Origin of the sequence: Aquisalinus luteolus (assembly GCF_009712425.2) — a bacterium.
In the GTDB taxonomy this organism is placed as follows: Bacteria; Pseudomonadota; Alphaproteobacteria; order Caulobacterales; family Parvularculaceae; genus Aquisalinus; species Aquisalinus luteolus.
This window is the reverse complement of record NZ_VCJR02000003.1, coordinates 278,230-291,675: the sequence shown is the minus strand read 5'-3', so window position 1 is coordinate 291,675 and position 13,446 is coordinate 278,230. Positions and strand designations below refer to the sequence as shown.

Annotated in this window: 28 protein-coding genes; 19 read left to right on the top strand and 9 right to left on the bottom strand. The window is 55.8% G+C overall.

The annotated features are described in order from the left end of the window. Window positions 1-2: 2 nt before the first annotated feature. From FF098_RS14740 to FF098_RS14705, 8 genes are all read right to left on the bottom strand, one after another. Window positions 3-812 (bottom strand): YdaU family protein, encoded by an 810-nt coding sequence (locus FF098_RS14740; RefSeq protein ID WP_155141930.1) that lies wholly within the window; start codon window positions 810-812, stop codon window positions 3-5. Next, entirely contained in the window at window positions 812-1,675 is an 864-nt protein-coding gene (locus FF098_RS14735; RefSeq protein ID WP_166426567.1) for a DNA-methyltransferase, read from the bottom strand. Before FF098_RS14735 ends, FF098_RS14740 begins: the two co-directional genes overlap by 1 nt. After that, window positions 1,672-1,905 carry a helix-turn-helix domain-containing protein gene (locus tag FF098_RS14730; RefSeq protein WP_155141928.1) on the bottom strand — a complete coding sequence of 78 codons (234 nt, stop codon included), beginning with the start codon at window positions 1,903-1,905 and terminating at the stop codon, window positions 1,672-1,674. Before FF098_RS14730 ends, FF098_RS14735 begins: the two co-directional genes overlap by 4 nt. Further along, window positions 1,902-2,387, bottom strand: a complete 486-nt coding sequence (locus FF098_RS14725; protein ID WP_155141926.1) for a helix-turn-helix domain-containing protein — start codon at window positions 2,385-2,387, stop codon at window positions 1,902-1,904. Before FF098_RS14725 ends, FF098_RS14730 begins: the two co-directional genes overlap by 4 nt. Next, on the bottom strand, window positions 2,384-2,770 hold the full coding sequence (locus tag FF098_RS14720) for a GcrA family cell cycle regulator (protein ID WP_166426566.1): 387 nt from the start codon (window positions 2,768-2,770) through the stop codon (window positions 2,384-2,386). Before FF098_RS14720 ends, FF098_RS14725 begins: the two co-directional genes overlap by 4 nt. Continuing rightward, window positions 2,767-3,090 carry a hypothetical protein gene (locus FF098_RS14715; RefSeq protein WP_155141922.1) on the bottom strand — a complete coding sequence of 108 codons (324 nt, stop codon included), beginning with the start codon at window positions 3,088-3,090 and terminating at the stop codon, window positions 2,767-2,769. The genes FF098_RS14720 and FF098_RS14715 overlap by 4 nt, the downstream gene beginning before the upstream one ends. Window positions 3,091-3,321: 231 nt before the next feature. Beyond that, complete coding sequence (locus tag FF098_RS14710; RefSeq protein WP_155141920.1) at window positions 3,322-3,468, bottom strand: hypothetical protein; 147 nt, start codon at window positions 3,466-3,468, stop codon at window positions 3,322-3,324. Window positions 3,469-3,485: 17 nt separating this feature from the next. Then, window positions 3,486-3,713, bottom strand: a complete 228-nt coding sequence (locus FF098_RS14705; RefSeq protein ID WP_155141917.1) for a hypothetical protein — start codon at window positions 3,711-3,713, stop codon at window positions 3,486-3,488. A 91-nt stretch (window positions 3,714-3,804) separates the two neighbouring features. Between FF098_RS14705 and FF098_RS14700 the strand changes: the two genes are divergently transcribed. From FF098_RS14700 to FF098_RS14685, 4 genes are all read left to right on the top strand, one after another. Then, window positions 3,805-4,284 carry a hypothetical protein gene (locus tag FF098_RS14700; protein WP_155141915.1) on the top strand — a complete coding sequence of 160 codons (480 nt, stop codon included), beginning with the start codon at window positions 3,805-3,807 and terminating at the stop codon, window positions 4,282-4,284. 220 nt (window positions 4,285-4,504) lie between these two features. After that, window positions 4,505-4,882, top strand: a complete 378-nt coding sequence (locus FF098_RS14695; RefSeq protein WP_155141914.1) for a hypothetical protein — start codon at window positions 4,505-4,507, stop codon at window positions 4,880-4,882. Between the two features lie 39 nt (window positions 4,883-4,921). After that, on the top strand, window positions 4,922-5,500 hold the full coding sequence (locus FF098_RS14690; protein WP_155141912.1) for a hypothetical protein: 579 nt from the start codon (window positions 4,922-4,924) through the stop codon (window positions 5,498-5,500). Beyond that, a complete protein-coding gene (locus FF098_RS14685) occupies window positions 5,497-5,988 on the top strand; it encodes a hypothetical protein (protein ID WP_155141910.1) in 492 nt (163 codons plus the stop codon). The genes FF098_RS14690 and FF098_RS14685 overlap by 4 nt, the downstream gene beginning before the upstream one ends. On the opposite strand, the gene FF098_RS14680 is transcribed toward FF098_RS14685, so the two are convergent. Next, on the bottom strand, window positions 5,982-6,308 hold the full coding sequence (locus tag FF098_RS14680) for a hypothetical protein (protein WP_155141908.1): 327 nt from the start codon (window positions 6,306-6,308) through the stop codon (window positions 5,982-5,984). The genes FF098_RS14685 and FF098_RS14680 overlap by 7 nt on opposite strands. A gap of 168 nt (window positions 6,309-6,476) precedes the next feature. Between FF098_RS14680 and FF098_RS14675 the strand changes: the two genes are divergently transcribed. The 15 genes from FF098_RS14675 to FF098_RS14605 all read left to right on the top strand — a co-directional run bounded on the left by FF098_RS14675 (window position 6,477) and on the right by FF098_RS14605 (window position 13,401). Beyond that, window positions 6,477-6,866 (top strand): hypothetical protein, encoded by a 390-nt coding sequence (locus tag FF098_RS14675; protein WP_155141906.1) that lies wholly within the window; start codon window positions 6,477-6,479, stop codon window positions 6,864-6,866. Window positions 6,867-6,893: 27 nt separating this feature from the next. Next, window positions 6,894-8,066 carry a hypothetical protein gene (locus FF098_RS14670; protein WP_155141904.1) on the top strand — a complete coding sequence of 391 codons (1,173 nt, stop codon included), beginning with the start codon at window positions 6,894-6,896 and terminating at the stop codon, window positions 8,064-8,066. Further along, a complete protein-coding gene (locus tag FF098_RS14665; protein ID WP_155141902.1) occupies window positions 8,063-8,371 on the top strand; it encodes a hypothetical protein in 309 nt (102 codons plus the stop codon). The genes FF098_RS14670 and FF098_RS14665 overlap by 4 nt, the downstream gene beginning before the upstream one ends. Then, complete coding sequence (locus FF098_RS14660) at window positions 8,371-8,742, top strand: hypothetical protein (RefSeq protein ID WP_155141900.1); 372 nt, start codon at window positions 8,371-8,373, stop codon at window positions 8,740-8,742. The genes FF098_RS14665 and FF098_RS14660 overlap by 1 nt, the downstream gene beginning before the upstream one ends. Before the next feature lie 100 nt (window positions 8,743-8,842). Beyond that, window positions 8,843-9,604, top strand: a complete 762-nt coding sequence (locus tag FF098_RS14655) for an ERF family protein (RefSeq protein WP_205967530.1) — start codon at window positions 8,843-8,845, stop codon at window positions 9,602-9,604. After that, window positions 9,588-10,211 carry a lambda exonuclease family protein gene (locus FF098_RS14650; RefSeq protein ID WP_155141896.1) on the top strand — a complete coding sequence of 208 codons (624 nt, stop codon included), beginning with the start codon at window positions 9,588-9,590 and terminating at the stop codon, window positions 10,209-10,211. The genes FF098_RS14655 and FF098_RS14650 overlap by 17 nt, the downstream gene beginning before the upstream one ends. Continuing rightward, the gene (locus FF098_RS14645) at window positions 10,208-10,528 is read left to right on the top strand and encodes a hypothetical protein (RefSeq protein WP_155141894.1); all 321 of its coding nucleotides are present in this window, start codon (window positions 10,208-10,210) and stop codon (window positions 10,526-10,528) included. The genes FF098_RS14650 and FF098_RS14645 overlap by 4 nt, the downstream gene beginning before the upstream one ends. A gap of 40 nt (window positions 10,529-10,568) precedes the next feature. Continuing rightward, window positions 10,569-11,168 (top strand): hypothetical protein, encoded by a 600-nt coding sequence (locus FF098_RS14640; protein ID WP_155141892.1) that lies wholly within the window; start codon window positions 10,569-10,571, stop codon window positions 11,166-11,168. 427 nt (window positions 11,169-11,595) lie between these two features. Next, window positions 11,596-11,775, top strand: a complete 180-nt coding sequence (locus FF098_RS14635; protein ID WP_155141890.1) for a hypothetical protein — start codon at window positions 11,596-11,598, stop codon at window positions 11,773-11,775. After that, window positions 11,772-12,095 (top strand): hypothetical protein, encoded by a 324-nt coding sequence (locus tag FF098_RS14630; protein WP_155141888.1) that lies wholly within the window; start codon window positions 11,772-11,774, stop codon window positions 12,093-12,095. Before FF098_RS14635 ends, FF098_RS14630 begins: the two co-directional genes overlap by 4 nt. Then, complete coding sequence (locus FF098_RS14625) at window positions 12,088-12,321, top strand: hypothetical protein (RefSeq protein WP_155141886.1); 234 nt, start codon at window positions 12,088-12,090, stop codon at window positions 12,319-12,321. The genes FF098_RS14630 and FF098_RS14625 overlap by 8 nt, the downstream gene beginning before the upstream one ends. Further along, window positions 12,314-12,748, top strand: coding sequence for a hypothetical protein (locus FF098_RS14620; RefSeq protein ID WP_155141884.1), 435 nt, complete (start codon window positions 12,314-12,316; stop codon window positions 12,746-12,748). The genes FF098_RS14625 and FF098_RS14620 overlap by 8 nt, the downstream gene beginning before the upstream one ends. Then, entirely contained in the window at window positions 12,745-12,870 is a 126-nt protein-coding gene (locus FF098_RS17880) for a hypothetical protein (RefSeq protein WP_268235287.1), read from the top strand. The genes FF098_RS14620 and FF098_RS17880 overlap by 4 nt, the downstream gene beginning before the upstream one ends. 191 nt (window positions 12,871-13,061) lie before the next feature. Beyond that, entirely contained in the window at window positions 13,062-13,214 is a 153-nt protein-coding gene (locus tag FF098_RS14610) for a hypothetical protein (RefSeq protein ID WP_155141882.1), read from the top strand. A gap of 1 nt (window position 13,215) precedes the next feature. Then, window positions 13,216-13,401 carry a hypothetical protein gene (locus tag FF098_RS14605; RefSeq protein WP_155141880.1) on the top strand — a complete coding sequence of 62 codons (186 nt, stop codon included), beginning with the start codon at window positions 13,216-13,218 and terminating at the stop codon, window positions 13,399-13,401. The last annotated feature ends 45 nt before the right edge of the window (window positions 13,402-13,446 follow it).

Below are 13,446 nucleotides of genomic sequence, written 5' to 3'. Positions count from 1 at the left end.
CCTTAGCCGTGGCCGGTGAGGTATGGCCTTGTGAGTTCTGCGAGTTGCGCCCGTCGCTCGTCTGCGTCGCGGGGATGGCCTGCGGGTTTACGGTTAGCTTGTCCATTGTGCTGCCTTGCTTGGTCGAGGTCTATCGGTGTTTCCCAACGCTTGCCGTTGAGCCATGTGGTCATCATTGGGATGTACTGCGGATCGCCGCCGCGATGGTATTCGATTAGGCTGCGGATAGCCTCTTCGACGGCTGGCCGGTCGCGTTTGGGGATTTTACCCAACTTCGCCACCGCCTGTTTTTTTGATCCGGGATTTGGCCGTGCGGGATAGGTCTTCCACATTCGGTCCGGCCAATCGTCGGCAGGCGCGTCAGGCTCGGCCTGACAAGATATTCCTTTAGGAATATCTATATCTGGCTTCTGGTTAGCATTGCGTTCGCTTTCCATACGCATTGCGTTTGCATTGCTGCTATCATTGTTTTTATTGACCTTTCCACCCCAACGCGCCTGTGCTGCACTCCTTCCCACTTCTGATTTTTCTTCGCGAATTCCGATCTCTTTTGCGGCTCTTTCGTTCCATAGCCCTGTATCCACGCGGATGATCTTGCCTTCATCGATCAGGATATTAAGCGTTTTCACAAAGGCTGCTTTCGTGGCACCACAGAGCCGCGCAAGCCGGGCATGGTCTTCCGGCACCGGCTCGCAGCGCTCGTACATGGTGGCTACAAGCGTTATGTAGATGCCAGTTTCAGACGCACTCATGCCGCGCGTACCGGCAAGCCAGTCTGATGGGAAAAAACGAAACCAAGGCATTTCAGCCATTACAGAAAGCCCTCCTGCACGGCCTTAGGAGCTGGCTTAACAAACATGTCTGGCTGGCGGTATGCCTCACGGATGCGCTCGCAGGCGATCTCGAAATAATCCGGGTCCAGTTCTATGCCGGTGAACTTGCGTCCCATCTTGACGCAAGCAACACCGGTTGTGCCGCTACCCATGAAGGGGTCCAGGATCGTCTGGCCGGGATTGGTGAAGTCCCTCAGCAGTTCTGCCATAAGGGAGACAGGCTTTTCGGTCGGGTGTGCTCCGTGCCGCTTAGGACCGTTGACGCAATGGGTATAAACACCGCGCTTTCCGCCCGCATTCCAGCGGGCATGACCCGATCCAGCCCATGCCGTGACGATGCACTCTGCCCCCTGTGCAGGCCCCTGCCCGTTAAGCTGAGGGGTGGAGTCTGGTTTAATCCAGATGCAGGCACGTTTGTATTTTAGACGGGAAGGATTTATAACATCCGCCCACCGAGCAACGCCCTCAACGGTGCAGAAGAACATTGCCCAGCCTTGGCATGTCTCGGCAACTAGCCGCACTACTGTCCCGCGAGTATCGTCAATGGGAGCGAAGTTCAGCCCCTTCAGATCGGGGCCTTTGTCTGTCCGGACCCGTCCGGACAGAGAGTTCTTACTGGCATGCAGGCTCGCTTCATAAGGCGGATCTGAAATCACGTGGTCCACCAGATCTAGCACCGGCATGATCTCCAGACAGTCGCCAAGATAAAGCGTACAATCGCCGATCACTTCCTTGCGTTTCCATGGCGTGATAGTGCCGTTGGCAATGCCCTCTTGGCGAAGCGCTGATATGGCCACGTCATAGCATTTCTTGGAATCGTCGGCTGGGTCGTAATCGCTCATACCGCCCCCACATACTTGCCCGGCTTCAGGCGCTTACCTGGTTGTCGTGCCAGCCGCTCGTCACCGGCCTCGACCAGCTCACGAATGACCCGGCGGACGGTGTACTTGTTCAGGCCAAGATTGCTGGCGGCACGGTCATAGCCATAGCCATTGTTCCATTCACGGATGATACGGTCCTCAAGGGTATTACGGGCAGCGCATGAAGCGCATGTGCAGTGTCGGCAGGTCATGTGCGCACCTCGTACATGCCTTCGTATGGCTTCCTGACGATCCGGGGGTCTCCGGCAATCTGAAGCCGCATGTTTTTGATTGTGTTGCTTGACAGCCCAAACCGACGGGATATTGCCGCGTCGGTGTCTCTAGCGTTCCAACGATCTGCAACCACATCCACAGTAATGCGACAGCCGTCTTGCCTGATGCCAAAGCAGCGTAAAAGAGCTTCGCGAGTGAATGCGCCGCGCTGGCCCATGTCACGGGCTGCGCCCTCGGCCTCATCAATCAGGTTTATGACGCTCGTATGGTCTCTGTTGAGGTAGTGCCCTATCTGATGAAGCGTATATTTCTCAGGGTGCGCACGAAGAGCCAGCGCCGCACAGCGCCGGGCGGCGACCAAACGAGAGGCTCTTCCCCTACCCCGCAACTGGCGCACTGTGATTCCGCACAGATGAGCCGTCAGGGCAACGATATAGGCGGCTTTCTGGTGTCTGTTCATGACTTCTCGCTCCGCTGGTAATCGTTCATGATTGCCGCCAGCCGGGCCGACGCGTTGCGCATACCTGTCTGCTGTTCGATCTCGTGATATTTGTACGGCATGTCCGGGTAGGTCTGTTTCCGGCACTGCATGAGGTAGAGGTCGTTTTGGTCTTGCCTCTTTTGTGCCTCTACGGTCTTCGGACCGGACGGTGCGCCATGGCCCCTCCCTGCCCCACCAATGGGCCGTATGATACGCTCATCATCAGCCGCATACAGGCGCACCAACTTGCCGATGACGGCATTGCGGCTTTTACCCTTGAGCTTCATGGCGATCTGGCCAGCACTCTCGCCAGCGTTCCATAGCCTGCAAATCTCGTCCGTTTCCTCTTGACCCCAGCTCACGCCGCACCCTCCACCGCCTGCCGCACCTCGACGAGACACCCGCAGACAGGGCCGGTTTCGACCTTCAGGGAGCGGATGGACTTGACGCTGTCGATAAGGCCCAAATCCTCCAGCAACAGTCCCACCGCATCACCCCTGCCTGCCGTGCTGCCATTAGCCTCGTTCAGTGTGACGACGATATCCACCGCGCCGGGCGTGTACTGACATTGCCGGGCGGTCGGCTGGCAGGCTCGCTCCCACGTCATATAACGCTCTGTGAGGACACCACCGCGCCGCAGGCTTTCATCTTTCGGAGGATAGGGAAGCGTCATTACTGGCATTGTGTGCGCCTTTCCTGCGGTTGTATTAACCATCTTTTGTGCACCGCAAAAATGTGTTGATAATTATTTGCAGCGTGCTACATTTTTACTGTTGACGGAGAGTGCAAATCATGGTCACGGCCACCGCCCTGTTATTCGAAAGAGCCACCGGAGCCGGGGGGATTAGCTCCGGTGGCAAGCTGGCAGGGCCTTGGTACAACCTATGGAGGGCCGGCCCTGTCAGGGAGGAAACTATCCGGGAAGCATCGCCGGAACGACTGTCACAAACAGGTCAAAGGCTTTCGCCAGCACGGCAAATGAGAAGGCACCAACCAGAAGGCCGGTCAGGAATGCTGCCGCCTCCTCGCTGCCTTCCTTGGTCTGATCTTCGTAAGTCATGGCTCTCTCCCTTTCTGTTATGCTGCGTCGGAGACTTGCTCCGAGGGCTGATAGTCTTCTGGAATAATTGCTTCGAGCATCCGCAGCGTGTTCGCTGTCGGACTCCACTCAGGCTTGTTGAAGTTGCGCAGGGAGGTTTCTCCGCCAAGGCCAGCCTGCTTTGCAAAGGCGTCAAGGCTGATGCCGGTCTCGCGCTTGTAGGCGCGAATGCGCTCGATAACATTTTCCACGGTGCTCATAGCCATGGATATTAACCGCAATTATTTGCGGTCGTCAATATCTTCCGCAGAAAATTGCCGTTGTAGCGCGGACAGATTCCGTATTGCTCATGAGTTTATGAGCATTACCGTGGCATTTCAGGAATGGTTGAGATCCCGAAAGGATGCTGGCGAGTCCGACAAATCAATAGCCGCCGGTGTGGTTTCCGAATCCAGCATTCGCTCGCTCAGAGGCAGATCGTCAGGCGGGCCTAATCTCCGAACGGTTGAACTGCTGTGTCAGGCGCATGGTATCGATGCTGCTGAGATGCTTGGCCTGTCTCAGTCCGCCGCCGGTACGGCAACGCACGAACAGCTGGCAGCCGCATTGGCAATAACAATTCGCCTGGTTGCCGCCGACGCTCAAAAGCGTGGCTCACTTGAGGACCTTGCCGCCCTACCCCTCGCCAACAACGAATGGCTCACCGAGGTAACGCGCCGTTTCCGGCTCATTGTTCGTCTGATTGTGGAGGAGAATGTTGATCCGGAAGACATCCCGGCCTATCTACGCGCGGGAAAGGCTTATCTTGAAGAGTATCGAGAGACATCAGGTGGATGAGCAGCTGTATCTTTTCCTCGCTCAACGCCTGACCAAGACGGGTCTTCCCCAAGGCCACTTTTCGGCCCATGGTCAACCATCTTGGAAGATAGATGATGTTGTTCTCGTTCCCCATCCTGATCACAGGATAATCACGCATTCCGTGCGCTGGCAAGAGACGTTAACCCACAGTTAAAGGATTGCTCCCTAGGCTTCCCTGTCAACAACAGGGAGCAGAGATATGCAATCCAGAGAACTGACCACCGCCGATGTAGACCGCCTTCACGAGGCCGAAGCATCGATCATCAAAGCCTGTCGTCATATGCGCAAGCCATCGCGGGTCAAAACCACCGCCGCCGCGATCATGGCCAGTTGCGCTGGTCTTGCCGGTGCCGCCCGCGCCGGGGGCCTTGAGGCCGAACACACCGACCTGATGCAGCGTGCGCAGGCTGTCATGGGCACCGACCCCCAAGCGGCTTATGCCTCACTGGTAACACACCTGTTCGATCTTCACGCCGCCCTCGCCGCGCGGTTCCCGGAACTGGCTCTGCGAGGCAATGACACGGATACTCCACCGGATGCCCTGCAAAGGGTGCTTGCTGTTATCGGGCTTGCATAAATTAACCTTTGGTGCCACCGTTTAATCGGCGGTGGCACTTTGGGAACCATTACAACCATATTTCTCGGCCTCTATGTCGGCCTAATCTTGGCAGCGTCCCTGTCGGGCGACTGGCGTTTACGCTTCGGCACACTGGCCGTTGTTCTGGCGTGGGCTGGTGGCATGTTTGCAGGCAATCCACCGCCGGTCTGGTTTGACCTCGTTATTTCCTTCATCCTGATCAACGTCTTTGGCTACATGCTTGACCAGAGAGACGGCGAGAAAACTGCTTACTGGTGGCCATGGATATGCATGGGCATAGAGGCCCTGCTGTTCATCTCTCATGCAATCCAGTTGTTGGGATGGCGTCCGGATCGATGGTTTATCCTGTTCGTTGCCGCCTTCGTGTTTATCGAGGTTCTGGTGATGTATGTCGCAGCCGGACAGCGCTTCATCGAGCGTCTTGGCCGCAAGGATGGCCCGCCCTCGCCGGACAGGGAAACGCACTCTCATAACGCGGCCTACCTGCCGCGCTGGCTCACCGCCGGCAGGCTGGTAAGGGCCGATCAAAGCCCGATTGCAAAGGCCGTGATGACATATCTGGAAATGATTTCTACCGCTATCAGGAGAAGACCATGAGGAATATTCTTCCCGCTCTGTTGGCCATTGGCGGGTGCGCTTCAATACTTCAGCACGAGACACTGCCCGCCAACGCGCTAATCGCGGGCGAAGGAGCAGAGAGGCATGTCTACGAGATCAATTTCGATCACACCCCCTCACCTGATCAACTGGCTCAGCGCGTTCAGTTTTGCGCCGCGCGCCATGTGAACGGATACACTCCCGGAGGCGGTGAGTATGCATTTACAGGGACCGCAAAGGCTCCCGGCGGATATGGCTTTATGCAAATGGTATACACTGTAGACTTTACTGCCGAGGCGATCCCGACGGCCAAAGGCTACACGTTGTCCTTCCGCGAATTTCATCGCGATGTTACCGGCGCTATGGGCAATAAGGTCTATACGCAAGATGGCAAGGGCGCGACGTTCATTTACGAAAAGCTTCGTGACCTAGACGCTGATATGGCACTATGCATCGTCAACGCCCCTGCGGAGTTGCTAAGTCAATAAATTTGACAGTTCTTCTGTACCTGGGCACCCCGGACCGATGCACGGCGCTCCGCCAGAGCCTTCGTGGCCTCTGATTTTGCCATTGCGTTCCCGATGCCATAGTCACCAAGGAAGCCAGCGACCGAACGCCAGTCCGTTTCCGCCGTTTCCGCTATTTGCACTTCCATGGCGTCAATTCTGGCCATCTCTATAGACAGATCCTTGCAGTCCATAAGCTGGACCTCTGTTGTGGAAAGCTCTGTAGCAATTGGATAACGCTTTGTGGCGCATGCCGATACCGTGACGGCTATGGCGACGGCGATAAGCAGTGTCTTTTTCATATTCCCTCTCTCGTTGATACTTACAAAGACACGCAACCATGCGCGATAAGCCCCGTTTGCGCAAGACGAGGATAAGGCGCAAAAAAATTACATCACTTTTTTGCGGTTTTCTGTTGACGTCCGCATTTTTTTGCGGTTAAGTGTCTCTATCAACTGATGGAGACCGCCATGACCTTGCACCACGAAGACAGCGACTACGACACCCGTTTTACCGACAGGGTAGATGCTCGCCGGGCTGAGGATGATGAGGCTTTGCGGGAAGAGGCAGAAGAGGTGATCAAGCACCTTCTCCCGATGATCCGTAAGGAGATAAACCGCCTTGCGACGCGCGAGCTGGTCGAGTTCATCGAAGAAAACTGGCTGCTCAAAGACGCTCTGGACGGGATCACCCTCGCCCCGACGCGCCGGTTCCGCAACAGGCCCCGCGATATCCGTCCCCTCTCCGAAAGCAAGGCAATGGTCTTCTGGGTAGAGGACAATGGCGAGCAGGTCTCCCCCGACTTCACCACACTGGAAGCCCGCGACGCATGGGCGAAACAGTACCCGGAACAGATTTGATCATACCACAGAACGATACAGGAGAGAATGATGATTGTATTTAGGAACGATGGCGAGCTTGATATTCGGGCGCTCACTACGTTTGGTCTTTCAGTAAAGGGCACAAAAGGCGCGATCGGTCGCTTTGGTACTGGTTTAAAATATGCCTGCGCCGTGATCCTAAGAAGCGGTGGGGAAATAGCGCTCTCAATCGGCGGGAACTCTTACCGGTTTGAAGCCCGCAATGAGGAATTCCGTGGCGAGACAAAGTCCTTTGTCTATCTGATAGGACCCGGGGACGTCACGCAGCTTGGCTTTACTACCGATCTGGGGCGCGACTGGGAGCCATGGCAGGCATTTCGTGAAATTTACTCTAACTGCAAAGATGAGAACGGAGAGACCTTTCACAGGCAGGGCGCGGCCCCTGTGTCATCAGCTGGACAAACCGTAATCGCGGTCACGCTAAAGCAATTCGATGCAATTTTTTATTCGCTTGAAGAATATTTCATAAATCCAGAGGAAGACCCTCTTTGGGAGAACGATACAATTGCCGTCTATGCCGGTCGGTCAAAGCATATATTTTACCAAGGAATTCGGGTTCATGAGCTGAAACACCCGGCTGCATTTCGATACAATTTCAAGCGGTACATTGAACTGACCGAAGACCGCACGGTAAAGTATCCGTTCATTATCGACAGCTACCTTGTGGACTTTTTGCCTGAATGCACCGAGCCTGTTGTTTGCGAGAAGGTAGTCAGCACCGAGAGCCAATACGAGCGCTCTTTAGAGTTTACTGAACACAAGGGGAAACCGTCGGCCGCCTTTGCCGGGGCTGTGGTTTCGGCAGGCTGCAAGGCGTCGATGGCCTCTATGCAGCTCGTAAGAATGGCGTTGCCTGAAAACGATCCAAACAGCATGACTGTCGCTAGCCGCGCCAGCAAGGGCGCAAAGGAACTCAGCAATGCTGTGGCGCTCGCTGACAACCTTGGTCTCGACCGTTCGGATATTACGTGGGTTCTTGGCGAAGGCCTTCCTGTTCCCGGCGACTATGCCATCCGTGATCAGAACGTAATTTTGGCTGAAGCAATACTTGATGACCAGCCTCGCATGAATTTGGCTGTTGCGGAGGCCATTTGCTCAATTCGAAATAAGGGCCGCCCCTTCCCGGTGTTGTTCTGCGCCGCAGAAGGCCTCGCCAAAGCACGGGGAGAGCAACAATGACCCGCCATTATCAAGACCGCACAGCCCTAGCCTCTATCGAGAGCAAGCTTGATGAAGTCCTGACTCTCCTGAAAAGCGAAGCACTGGAACGGATCGACACAAAAGACATGCGTGCGCAGACAAGAGCAACGCTGTTCCAGGTTCTTGATGAAAAGCGCCGTCTGGATAGCGAGGCTGAGAACGCCGCCTTTGCCGCACCGTTCTTCATCAAAAGCGGAGAGGTCGTATCCATTTTCGGTGACCGCGCCAAGGCAGAAGCAGAAGACCATTACGCCATCAATGGTAATGGGCCGGAGGCTGCGTGATGGATATTGAAATTAAGAACGCCCTAATCACCGGAGCGACGATCACCAATGATGACCATGGGCTGCTCACGGCATGGCTACACCTTGATTACGGCGGTGCCGGGCAGGCGTTTGGCGGGTACTCTTTATACCTCCCCAAAAGCTTTAAGCATCACGACCCGATTGGTCCTGACTACACCGGTCATTTCATCTGGCGCGTAATGGAAATTGCAGGCGTCGCCAAGTGGGATGAGCTTCCCGGCAAGACAATACGTGTAAAGGCAGGTCTTAGTGCCGTCAACGCCATAGGCCACATCCTGAAAGATGACTGGTTCAATCCGTCTGCCGACTTTGACGAGATGAAGGCCAAACACACCCCACCCGCTGCATAGGAGAGAGACGTGACCCCTGCCCCAGCCTTACCCCCACTTCCCCCTGTCCCAGTAGATGAAGATACCTGGCAGGAATGGTTTAGAGAGATGGAGAGAGATAGTGAGTGAACAGAAGAACCAAGTGATCGACATCCCGCGCCGGGACAATTCCCCCGCTGTAGTCACGCCGATGGAATTGATCAGCCGTGCGATGGAGAATGGCGCGGGCATGGAGCAGCTCGAAAAGCTCATGGAGCTACAGGAGCGTTGGGAAAAAGGCCAAGCCCGCAAATCCTTTGATGCCGCGATGGCTGCAGCCCGTTCGGAGATCAAGCCGATCATGAAGGGCCGCGAGGTTGATTTTACCACAGCCAAGGGCCGGACGCACTACAAATATGAGGACATCGCTCTTATTGCGGAGCAAGTTGACCCAATCCTAGCCGAGCATGGCCTGTCATACCGTTGGCGCACGGATGTTAGCAGTGGAAACATCAACGTCACCTGCATTGTTGCTCACCGCGACGGCTACAGCGAGGAGACTACGCTCCCCGGCCAGCCAGACAACAGCGGCAACAAGAACAATATTCAGGCCATGGGGTCAACGGTGACCTATCTGCAGCGCTACACACTCAAAGCAGCCCTTGGTCTTGCTGCCGCGCCTGACACGGACGGCCATGCACCACAGCAGCAACAGAAGCAGTACGACGCGACGGGATGGTTTGTTGATATTGAGACGGCCAAGGACCGCGCCGCACTGGATGCAATTGGCGACCGCCTGAAAGACGAGTGGCAAGGCATTCCCAATGGCCCGCTGATGCAAATCAAGAAGGCATGGAACGAACGCAAGCGAGAAATGGAGAGCACTGATGGAACAGAGAACTGAGGAATGGTTTTCCGCGCGGGCCGGGAAGTTTACCGCGTCCCGTGCTGGCGACCTGATGAACCGAAACAAGAACGGTAGCTTGCCAAAAGCATATCATGACCTGCTGACGACGCTTGCCGTCGAGCGCCTTACGGGAAAATGCGCACCGACTTTCGAAAGCGCTGCGATGAGGCACGGCAATGAGACAGAGAGTGAAGCCCGCGAGGCGTATAGCTTCGATATGGGAGTTTCTGTTGAAGAGCTGGCGTTTCAGGCTCACCCTGATCTTGCAAATGTCTCGTGCTCCCCTGACGGCCTTGTGGGCGATCTGGGGCTTGTTGAGATCAAATGCCCCTACAGCCCAACAAAACACTTTGAGGCGCTGAGGGAGGATGCTCACGCCGAGGAATACAAGTGGCAGGTGCAACACCAATTGCTTTGCTTCCCTGACCGGCAATGGGTGGATCTGGTAAGCTATGACAATCGCTTCCCGGCTCACCTGCAACTCGCCATCAAGCGGATTGAGCGTGACGATAAGATGCAGGCCGATTTGGTAGAGGCTATCGCCATCGCCGATGCCGCCATTGATGAGATGATTGCTGCCATGCAATCGAGCGAGGCGGCATGAGCGTTTCAGAGGCCGTCAAATACCTGGCTGAGTGCCCTGAGGAATACGCTCAGGCTATTCATGAGGAAGCTCGGCTGGAGCAGCTAGCCAAGAACTTCAAGGCCGTCCTGATGGACGACTGCGACGAGAAATCCATGACGGCAAAAGAAGCGTGGGCGATGCGACAGCCTGAGTATCGGGACATTACCGAAAAGCAGTTGCCGGACGCTCGCCGCCGCGTTGCCTACCACAAGGCAAAGGGCAAATGGGCCGACATGGTGATTGAGGTGTGGCGTACACAGAATGCAAACAAACGGGCCGCTGAGCGCGTCCGATAGTGACAACCCCAAAAGCAGTAAGGCTGCATAGGAGATAGATATGCCAACTGGATATACAGCAGACGTACAATCGGGGGAGATCACAGAGTTTCGCGATTTTGCCTTGCAGTGCGCCCGTGCTTTTGGGGCTGCAATTCAGCTCAGAGACTCTGAACCCGGACCCGTTCCGGAGACTCTGCCCAATGATGGAGGCCAGTCTTATCACGTAAATGCCCTCGCCGAGGCCAAAGCCGAGTTGAAGCAAATATCAGGCATCTCTCCAGATGAAGCGGAGGCCAAGGCCTTGGCTGAGTATGAGAGCGCCTGCGCTCGGTATCAAGAACACCTTGCAGATGTTACGGCGCACAGGCAGCGCTACGAGAGCATGTTGAGCAATGTGCTGGCGTGGGTCCCGCCTAGCCCTGACCATGAAGAGCTTAAAGCGTTTATGGCGTCTCAGCTCCGCGAGTCGCTCAAGTTCGACTGCACCCCGTACTATGACGAGCCTGCTCGGCTTTCTGGTCCGGAATGGCTGGAGCGTAGTTTAGCTGCCGCACGCAGAGATGTCGATTACCACCTTCGCGAGGCTGAGAAAGAGCGCGACCGAGCTGCCAGTCGCCAAGAGTGGGTAGACGCCCTTTACAGGTCTCTGGAGGACTAATGCCCCACCGCCCAGCCTATATGCGAGAGGGAGTGGAGACGGAGAAACGGCAGACGCTTAACCGCTGTCAGTTCGCCGTCTTGGCTCTCGAACAGGCTGGCGTTGATCCGCACAAAGTGCCGTGCGGGTGTGGTGAGTGTGGCGAGTATCTGGACTTCTTCACACCTCGTGCAATAACAGACGAACACGGAATACCTTTGGAGCTTGGCGGGTCGAATAACCTCGATAATCGTTCGCTTTACAGGTCGGTTTGTAGTATAGTCAAGACACGGACGGATGCAACAAATATAGCCAAATGCAAGCGCCGCCAGAAGACACACGCGGGCGAGCGATCACGGAAACGGCGGGGGAAGAAACTACCCTCCCGCCCCTTCCCCACCCCGCACGGACAAAAGCGTAAACTGCCAAGCAGAAAGATGAGGACGAGATGAGTGAGAAACAAATGAACCTTTCCATGTGGGTTGCGGAAGAACAGACCAGCCTCGCAAGGTTTGCTCTCATGTGGCAGGAGGAAAACAAAAAGAACCCGGGTCAATACCCGATGGATATGCCTCCCGGCGAATGGGATGAACAGTTCCGCGCATGGGCCTATGGAGAAGCCGTATGACCCCCATTCAACAGGCTATTAAGGCTATGGAGGCCGCCCGCCAGCACCTTATTCAACTTGGTTATGATGGCAGTTCGTCTGGTCTCGACGCCGCCCTGTCACGCCTGAAGAAAGAGGATGGGTGGCAGCCGATAGAGGATATCGCGCCCCACCACCGCTGCATCGTTGCTGGGTGGCAAGAGCCTCGCAATGGCGTCGCTGGTTATTGGTGGTGGGATGAAGATGATTCCGACGAATACGGAAAGCCTGTCACGCATCCCGATGCAACGCTTTTTATGACGATTTCCCTCCCCAACCACCCCGAGGTAAAGAATGACTGAGAAGATGGATAACCCTATGGCGTTCCCTGCCAATCTCGAAAGGCAAATGCCTGGCATGTCTCTGCGTGACTGGTTCGCCGGGCATGCCATGCACGCAACCCTTTCTGAAATGCCCGATAACGCGCCATGCGACGAGCTGGCCGATGAGCTTGCTGGGCTCGCCTACACAATAGCCGCCGCCATGCTCCGCGCCCGGAACACCCGCAAAGGAGACACCAATGACTAAGGTGTATACAGTGAAGGAACTGGAGTGGAAGACCGCCCCGTCGCCTTGGCTGGGCATAGTCGCAGCGGCAGCGGGCTACTCTTATCATATTGAGCAATTTGTTAGCGACGGGTGGGTGCTGTACATGGTGACGGCGACCGACTCCCATTGCCTGCAAAACCGTCTGCCTAGTGAAGAGTCCGCCCGCGCCGCAGCCCAGTCCCACTACCTCTCCCGTATGGAAGAAGGGCTGGTAGAGGTGGATGGCATGAAAATCGATCCGTGCTCAGATATCTGGGAAAATGCAGTCCATGACGGGTACAACGCCATGCGTAAAAGCCATGCAGGCGCGAGAGGGCAAACACTGAGCCCTGTCGATGGTCCGGAGTATTGGGTTTGTCAGGCTTATCTGGACGCCCTCGCCTCCCTGAAGGGACAAGAGAAATGACCGAGCTACAATCCCTTATAGAGGACCTGGAGCGCGAGCGCCGAACCACGGAGAATATTATCTTTGCACTGAAAGCCCTTGTCGCCCTTCGTGCAATGGAACAGGGAGGCGGGGATGAGTGAATTCAGGATAACAGGCACTACAAACGGATGCCGGTCCTGTCCGCACCGGGACTATTACTCCGGTGGAGTTTACGAGTGCACCAAAACTGGCGAGCGTTTGGAGTACAATCACGCAGACAATTATTTCGGCGGGCTATGTCCGCTGCCACCGCTCGCCGCCCGTACCAACACCATAGAGAAGGATACTGATCATGAGTGACGATATGCTCTTGGGGGTGATCATCGGCCTTGTTTTTGGTTTTTATCTTGGCCTACCAGCTGGCCGCGCCGCTGGCATCCGATGGGCAAGAAAACGTCTTGATGAAGAGTTTCCGGAAATCGACACCATAGAGAAGGGAGAGTAGGATGGCTTCTGACAGAAAATACAACGGAATTGTCGTGCACTCGACAATTCCCAACTGTGCGATGGTCCCGCGCCTTGAGCTTATGTTCATTGATGGCGAGCTTTGCCAGTTAATGGAGGACGGCTGGGGCGAGCCTTTTTGGCTAAAGGTGCAATCCGGTGAAGGCCAAAAGGACCCCGCCAAGTGACCCACCCCGCCCGGCAGGATAGAGCGTATGTGCGCGGTCTCCGAG